General features: G+C 46.8%; 9 protein-coding genes. 4 read left to right on the forward strand and 5 right to left on the reverse strand.

What is annotated here, in order from left to right; all coding sequences use genetic code 11:
- The first annotated feature begins 46 nt into the window (after positions 1 to 46).
- Positions 47 to 916: a GNAT family N-acetyltransferase gene (locus LQV63_RS12110; RefSeq protein WP_325175876.1), complete on the forward strand. Its 870-nt coding sequence runs from the start codon at positions 47 to 49 to the stop codon at positions 914 to 916.
- Between the two features lie 209 nt (positions 917 to 1,125).
- Here the strand turns inward: LQV63_RS12110 and LQV63_RS12115 are convergent, their stop codons facing one another.
- Genes LQV63_RS12115 through LQV63_RS12135 form a run of 5 tightly spaced genes read right to left on the reverse strand, consistent with a single transcriptional unit; the run spans position 1,126 to position 4,644 of the window.
- Positions 1,126 to 2,166 carry a polysaccharide pyruvyl transferase family protein gene (locus LQV63_RS12115; RefSeq protein ID WP_019422037.1) on the reverse strand — a complete coding sequence of 347 codons (1,041 nt, stop codon included), beginning with the start codon at positions 2,164 to 2,166 and terminating at the stop codon, positions 1,126 to 1,128.
- 7 nt (positions 2,167 to 2,173) lie between these two features.
- Positions 2,174 to 3,319, reverse strand: a complete 1,146-nt coding sequence (locus LQV63_RS12120) for a glycosyltransferase (protein ID WP_019422036.1) — start codon at positions 3,317 to 3,319, stop codon at positions 2,174 to 2,176.
- Entirely contained in the window at positions 3,309 to 4,031 is a 723-nt protein-coding gene (locus LQV63_RS12125) for a glycosyltransferase family 2 protein (RefSeq protein ID WP_233696909.1), read from the reverse strand. Before LQV63_RS12125 ends, LQV63_RS12120 begins: the two co-directional genes overlap by 11 nt.
- Before the next feature lie 25 nt (positions 4,032 to 4,056).
- A complete protein-coding gene (locus LQV63_RS12130) occupies positions 4,057 to 4,254 on the reverse strand; it encodes a hypothetical protein (RefSeq protein ID WP_233696910.1) in 198 nt (65 codons plus the stop codon).
- A gap of 12 nt (positions 4,255 to 4,266) precedes the next feature.
- Positions 4,267 to 4,644, reverse strand: a complete 378-nt coding sequence (locus LQV63_RS12135; protein ID WP_019422033.1) for a hypothetical protein — start codon at positions 4,642 to 4,644, stop codon at positions 4,267 to 4,269.
- Positions 4,645 to 4,879: 235 nt separating this feature from the next.
- Between LQV63_RS12135 and LQV63_RS12140 the strand changes: the two genes are divergently transcribed.
- From LQV63_RS12140 to LQV63_RS12150, 3 genes are all read left to right on the forward strand, one after another.
- Positions 4,880 to 5,059 carry a hypothetical protein gene (locus LQV63_RS12140; RefSeq protein ID WP_233696911.1) on the forward strand — a complete coding sequence of 60 codons (180 nt, stop codon included), beginning with the start codon at positions 4,880 to 4,882 and terminating at the stop codon, positions 5,057 to 5,059.
- Positions 5,060 to 5,379: 320 nt separating this feature from the next.
- The gene (locus LQV63_RS12145) at positions 5,380 to 5,841 is read left to right on the forward strand and encodes a GNAT family N-acetyltransferase (RefSeq protein WP_233696912.1); all 462 of its coding nucleotides are present in this window, start codon (positions 5,380 to 5,382) and stop codon (positions 5,839 to 5,841) included.
- Between the two features lie 627 nt (positions 5,842 to 6,468).
- Complete coding sequence (locus tag LQV63_RS12150) at positions 6,469 to 6,768, forward strand: hypothetical protein (protein WP_233696913.1); 300 nt, start codon at positions 6,469 to 6,471, stop codon at positions 6,766 to 6,768.
- Positions 6,769 to 7,515: the final 747 nt, after the last annotated feature.

Here is a 7,515-nt window from a genome sequence, read left to right on the forward strand (position 1 = left end):
GGTAAAATATGAAAAGAATAGCGATAGGGATGAAGGGTGTGTGTTTGTGAACCAAAAGCAAACGAAATTTGGAATGAGCAAGTTGAGTGAACGTGACATTTCCGGACTTATTCAACTATCAGCGTCTGTTGGTTGGGATTATGATGAACAAGAAATTCGTACAGTGATGTCAGCAGGTACAGTATATGGACATAAAAATGAACAAGGAACGATTATCTCTAGCGCAGCAATGATTTCTTATGCCGAAAAGCTGGCTTCTATCGGGATGGTAATCGTTAACGATAGCTATCGGGGCCATGGTTTAGGGAAGGAGCTGACAGAGGCTTGTATTCGCTCCGTGCCTGATGATGTGACGATTATGCTGATTGCAACGAAAGAAGGAAAGCCGCTTTATGAAAAATTAGGATTTGATACGATTACTTGTGTCCATAAGTTAATAAGTGATAATTATGTAGCCTTTCACCAAGAAGATGGAGGGCTAGAATATGACGTGCTTCCATTAACAGATATCCACTTCGAACAAGTTCGCGCCATGGATCGAGACGCAGTGGGAGCAGATAGGGGACCGTTCCTTGCAGTACGAATTCGACAAGCGAGACAGGGCGTAGTTGTCACACATCGGAATGGAAATTTGGCAGGGTATGGATTAGGTATTGCCGGACCTGTCAATATGATACTTGGACCTATTGTAGCCACGAATCATGATGTCGCATGTTGCATCATTCGCGAGCTTGCGAAAGAACACCAAGGAAGATTAAGAATCGATGTTCCGGATGGACAGGCTTTATTTGTGCGGAGCTTAGAGAAATCTGGATTTGTGAAAGAAAGTCAACCGCCTATTATGATCAAAAATTCGAGCTCGTTGCCTGAAAGAAATCATACTCTTTTTGGTATCGCAGCTCAGATTTTTGGGTAGCTTTACCGATCTTGATTTCATCTTGATGAAGAAGGAAGGGTATGAATTTGAGTGTACCGGGAAAAAGACCATTTCCCGTTGAATTTTTGGAAAGACAAACGACTGTTGAATAGGAAGACCAGCGGACTTGAAGAGCACCCGCTGTGAGGTCAGGTGCTCTTCAAGTTTAAGTTGGTGAATTCATGCAGTCGAATCTATCTTCGCTGCCGTTAAAATAATTGCTCCAGAAAAGGCTGTTCCAATTTTGCTATGACCGATTGCCGATGGTTGTCGATTTGGTTGAGAATAGGCATTTTGTTTGCCTGCACATAATCCGCTGCTTTTAGAATGCGCTCGGCCAGTTGCGCCGCGTCCGTTGAGATTACCAATTGCGGAAGGCTGAGGGAATGGGTGAAATCAAACGACTTAAAGCGGTAACCCAAGCAGATGAAAGGAACATTCGCCGCTGCGGAAAGAACGTTGGCGTGAAGCTTGAAGTTGATGGTGAGGTCGAACCGTTTCATTAGTTGCAAATAATGTTCGTACGTATGCACTTCTGCATCGTACACCACTTTGTCGGGAGCCGCTATTTTGTCATATAGCCGCTTGCAGGCCTCCTGGTCAGGACCCCATACCGGGTACAAATATATCTTATACCCTTGCTCGATTAGGAAGCTTGCCGCGGAAGCCAATTGATTCTCGACATACGCTTCATCCTTGCCGTAAATCCGGTTATAGGACGTGCCCCAGTTGATGCCGATCCACCGTTCACGGGTTTCTTCGTCATCCGCATGAGACGCAGGCGAGGACGTAAGCATGGCCGGATCGCCGCTCACCGTCACCCGATCCATCGAGACGCCCATTTGCCGCATATATTCAAATGTCCATGGACCCCGTACGCCGCAGAAAGCCGCATTTTCAACGACCTCCTGCACTTTAACGCAAAACTCCTTGCTCTCAGCAGGCTCACCGGAGCCGAAGCTGAACGGATTCAAGCGATCATGGCCGCTGCCCCAAATGATTACGCGCTTTTCTTGCCGAACGGCTTCATGCAAAATATCGAGATAGCCCGGTATCAGCAGGGAGCCGCCTCCCATTACAATCGTGTCATACACGGACAGATTCTTGATATCGACTCCAGGCACCGAAGGAATGACCTTATATTTTTCCGGACTCAGATGCAGCTGCGCCATGTGCTCGAACATGGCCCACATCCATTCGTCGCCCAGATTATTGAAGCCAATCCATCCTAAGTAGAAAATGTTTTTCACGTTGACATCACACTCCCGTTATTGAGTTTCGGGCTTGAATGGCTGTATAGATTTCATCCATCCGCGAAATGATTTTGTTGATATTAAAATGTTTCAGTGTCCATTGTCGTCCTTGTGCGCCGATCTGCTTGAGATCTTTCCGATCGGATAAAGCTTTTTGCAATGATTCGGCTACTGCATCTTCCGTCGCCTTTCGTTCGGAAGCGTGATCTCCGAAATAATAGTCCCACGCTTGTCCGTATACGGTTGGCTCGACAATTCCGAAGAAGCCGTGGTTGCCAATGGCCAGTACCGGTTTTCCGCACGCCATCGCTTCCAAGGCTACCCGGCCCGTGCCGACCACGATATCTCCGAGACCGTAATATTCCCGGACCTTCGTCTGATTGCCAGTCATATGAATGAAGGTCTGTCCGGCATTTTTATGGATGGTATTGACCATCTCATTAATTTCGGCAAATTGGATGCCATCGCCGACAACGACCACATGCAAATTAGGCATCTCTGACTTGCGAAGCCGCTCGGCAGCCATAATCAACATGGTGCAGACGATGGCTTTATCCCATGCCAACCGGCTTGCATATACGACAACGCTAGCATCATCCGGAATCTCCAGTGACTTCCGCAGCTCTTGGGAGGGGACCGGATAGAATTCCTCCGGGTCGACCCCGTTCGGCACCAAGAGGGAAGCAATACCCATATTCTGCAGATAGCGCTGTACGGGCTTGCTGACACTGATGACCGCATCGCAGCATTGGGACGTCCGAATCAGCTGATCCTCGGGATAATAAGCCCCGTGGACGGTAAACACAACGGGTATCCCCAGCTCTTTAGCGGCCATGGCCGCATACATGCCCGAAGGGGTTTGATGCACATGGACGACATCAATCTTGCGGTGCAGCATAATCTGCTTGAGCGTACGGATGGTTTGCTTCTGCGAGCTTTCCAGCATAAATGCGCCCGCTGTCAGATCGATGGCATGAATCGGACATGCCGCTTTTGCGAAGGCATTGTACATCAAGCCGCCTGCTCCGGCATAAACCGGTTTAACGCCTAACTTTTGCAGCCCGTTAACAAGACTTAGTACGTGAGTTTCCGTGCCTCCGACTGCCAAGCTATCCATCACCATCAGCACTCGATAGGCATTATTTCTCATTGCGCTTCAACCGTTCCTTTCCGAAGTATTGTCGGGACCGTTGGTTCGGGTGCTTGCGGTAATAATAAAGAATGTCGGGCATATTTTCGATGTTCAAGGACGTCGCGCTTAAGGCTCTAGCTATAAACTCATAGTCTTCTGCGCCTTCTATCCTTCTTGTATGCCCGCCGATATGATCGAAAAGGCCGCCGCGCAGCATGATGGTTCCATGGCATACACAATGGCCGCCGCTGGCATATACCTTACGGATTTGATCTCCATACCGGATCCAGCCCGCTTTTGACCTCTGATCCATCTGATTGTGTTCGAAAACCTCATAGTTGGTCCCCACCAACTCAATATCCGGACGGCTCTGCAAAAAAGACACCTGACGCTCCAGACGTTCATGATGTGAAATATCATCCGAATCATGGACCGCTATAAGTTCTCCTTTGGCCAAATACAAGCCGGCGGTCATCGCCCCGGCATACCCGATGTTTCGGGGAAGAGGCAACGTTATAAACGTACGTTCGGCCAGCTGCTGCCGATTGTCATTCAGCCAGTTCTCCACCTGCGTCAAAGAATCGTCTGTTGAGGCATCATCCACGAGGATGACTTCCCAATTCGGGTAGGTTTGCCGCAAAATGCCGTCCAGGCAATCAATCAGAAAGGCTGATTTGTTATAATTTGTTATGACGATGCTTACGAGCCCCGGTATTCTTAGGTAGGTCATTATTTTCACCACCTTGTTTCATTTGTTATGAGACGATGCGGACATATGACACCATATTGATTTGAAATATGGCATAGTGTCCATTGTCATATCCCGGAAATCCGGATGTGCGGACAGTCAGCTTCGTGTCATCGACGGACACGAGAACGCCCGTCGTCATGTCCAATGCGCTTGCTACCTGTACTTGTTTTCCAATTAACAAACGGAGTTTTTCTTTCATCATAATCACCTTCTTCTATTGAGTTTGGAACGAGATGACTTGATTCAGATGTACGAGCACAGTCGTGCCATCTGGCTCACTGATTTCTGTATAGTCCTCTCCGACTTCGGTTATCGTTCCTTGAATCGTTCCCCCGAAGGAGGTCAATTCAACCTGCCGATGAACGTATCTTTCAATCGGCTGCTTCAGCGGGGAAACGGAGCCTCCATGCCCCGAATGCGGCGGCGCGGAGTCGTTCCACAGCTCTTCCCGAATCGCTGTCCGCAGAGCTTGCACGAGACGGCTTGCTTGCTGCTCGTCCTCATTGAAGGGATCTTTGACGACTCGTCTCATAATTTGAGCCAGTCCTTCAAAGTATTCTCGCAACTCTTTTACGTTTACTGAAATTTTCATATTTACCACCTACCTTCCATTTCCATGTTAATAGAGTATACAAAATGAGATTCAGTGACTAAACTTATCCCTGTCTTCTCGTAAATATGTTCGTTTGAACGTGAAAAAAGATATGTAATATTGCCAGTAAGGAACGCGTATATCGCGAATTTTTTTGCTTTTTAGCAAGCTTGCGTAACCTTTTACGTCGTTAAAGGCACTTATATTTAGATATGGCAGAAAGGAGTGGCTGTTCGTGCTTCATCAAATTGAAGAAGCTAAGCAGGGGAAGCGAGAAGCCTTTGAACCGATTGTTGAAGCGTTTCGGGGGATGGCATATGCCGTGGCATATGAAGTATGGGTGACCTTCAATATTGGATATGCCTCAAAAAAATATCTCAAGGAACGCATCCATTACTGCACATTGAAGGCCTAATCTCATTTCTGAGCTTCTCGAATCGAGCTCCCGAATTCAATGATTGTCGAATCAGCTTAACCGAGACCGGCCGCCGCGTCCTTGCTGGACAAGCAGATTGGGTAGTCATGAATGGGATGGACGAATGGCTTGGCGGCGTTCGCTTGGAGGGACGCGACGCATCTTGGCGCTGGGATCCGTCCACTCACACGCTGGTTGACTCACAATATAGATAGCGCAATAGGCGGAATGATAAAGAGAATATTAGTAATTAGATCTTGAATGTTCGTATTGCAGTTGATATATAATGATTAACCCTATTCACATTGAAGGAGTATGTCATGATAAAACGGATATCGATTGAAGACGAACAGACGGCAGCTCAAGTCCTGGCCGTTCAATTACCGGCTTACCGCGTGGAGGCGGCTCTCATCCAATTCGAGGACATCCCGCCTTTGAAGGACAACGTATCATCGTTGCAGCAATGCGGCGAAACATTCCACGGCTATTACGACGGCGAGCACTTGGCAGGTGCCGTCTCGTTCAAACGGGAAGGGGGGACGATCGACATTCACCGGATGATCGTCCATCCGGAGTATTTCCGCCGGGGCATCGCCCAAGCTTTGCTGCAGCATGTAGAACGCTTGCACCCTGACGCACACACGTTCATCGTTGCTACCGGAGCGCGCAACGATCCAGCCAAACGGTTGTATGAGAAAAATGGTTATGAGCTCGTCCGTGAGCAAGAAGCAGCTCCCGGGCTGACATTGGCCTTTTTCCAGAAGAACAAGGGCGCGTCATGAGGGCGGTTGCCAATCACTTGTTGTGTCTGGGCGGAGCTTGGATTCTGTCCAACGTTGTGGCGATGGGATCATTCTGCGGTTCCATCGATCTCGAAGGTCTTATTGAAGTATCGGCAAATGAATAAACATATCAGCATAATCGGACTGAATGAAGAAAGCCAACAGTTAATTGAAAAGATGGGACAGTCTATTCCGATAGGCCATTAACGCGAAAACCTTCCCTTGGAGAAACGGGGGAGGTTTTTTTATGGGTGTCACCTTTTCCTCCTCTTTCGAACAAACGCATATTGTCGCTCGGCCCTTAGCTCCATTCTCCCATACAGTCAGAAAGGCAGGAACCCGATGAGGAGGAGTCAGAGTTACATACCGCTTGGAGAAGACCCCTGCTGCCCCTTTGAGCCATTGCTTCACTCTCCCTTTCATTCAGACAGCTGCAAATCATTCCCCCTGCAAGTATATCGTACCTCTTCTGATGCAAGGGGAGAATGCAGCAAAGGGGCGGACGAACGATTGCCTTCAGTCTTAAGACACGACTGCACACGAAAATTTAAAATTAGATGGAACCTGGACCTTGCTGTATCCAATCCTTGTAAGTCTGATTGAGATTGGGAGCAAAAGAAAAAAGATATGAAAGAGGCCTATAAGAGCTTAAAGCCTCAAGTGCTCAAAGCGGCGAACGAAGCTGCGCAAAGATTGAAGCCGATTAAAGACTCTGCGCTTACCGTGATCGGCGGCGATAGGGAAAGATCGATCGACGGAGTGGTGACTGGGGAGTGGGCATTATCGTCCAAACATGGTCATATCGTCTATATTGACAAAAAGACAGGCGAAGTTAGACGCGCGTCCGCCGATTATGAATTTGATGAACTGGATCAATCGATCCAGCAAGACATCTTGAATACGTGGAAGTCCATAGGCGGAGACTGAGAATTCGTAAAACCTGACTCTTTTACGAAAAGCATAGAACATGATCCTATATTTGGAGAATTCGAATTTTGGTCTTTTTCCGGTACCTAAAACAATATAAAGAAATCGGATATTTTCCTGTTAAGCTGACAGAAGAAGCTGCACAGTCCGCTTTGTTTCACGACTTTCCGAATGAATTTCAATCGCTGGGAGTGAACATCCAACATCCCCGCGAGATGCTTCAACAAGAACGATACGTGGCTGAGTCCAATCTAATTCTTAACTGCTTTATTCGAGGCAATGGAAAGATCCTATAATTGAATAATGACATTAAAAATTATCCTCATTAAATAAACAGGTGCGTATTAAAAGCTGTTTACTTAATTGAATTGTAACCCGTACAGCTTTCGCTGTTGCCCTTTACATTTATCGTACCTACAGTGGCAGCGCGTATGTCGAATCAACGGGTCTTGGCTGTCGTTTCCGGTCTGCTATTCCTGTCTATCCTATGGGGTACAGTTCAAATGGGGATTTTTCATGTTCTTTTAAACGAAGATATTTATGTCATTTTTATGACAATATAAACCTTTAATTTGCGGAAAATTAATATATTATACTAATTTATAGTAAATGATGTTGTTAAATACAACCAATGATACTATAATACGGGGTGGTAATAATTAACTTATAAGGATGTCTTTTAAATGTATTAAAATACTTCGCTTTATTGCATATAAGGGGGTGAAGTATCTTTATCTGGATTCTTCG

It is taken from the genome of Paenibacillus profundus, assembly GCF_021369635.1.
Lineage (GTDB): Bacteria > Bacillota > Bacilli > Paenibacillales > Paenibacillaceae > Paenibacillus_B > Paenibacillus_B profundus.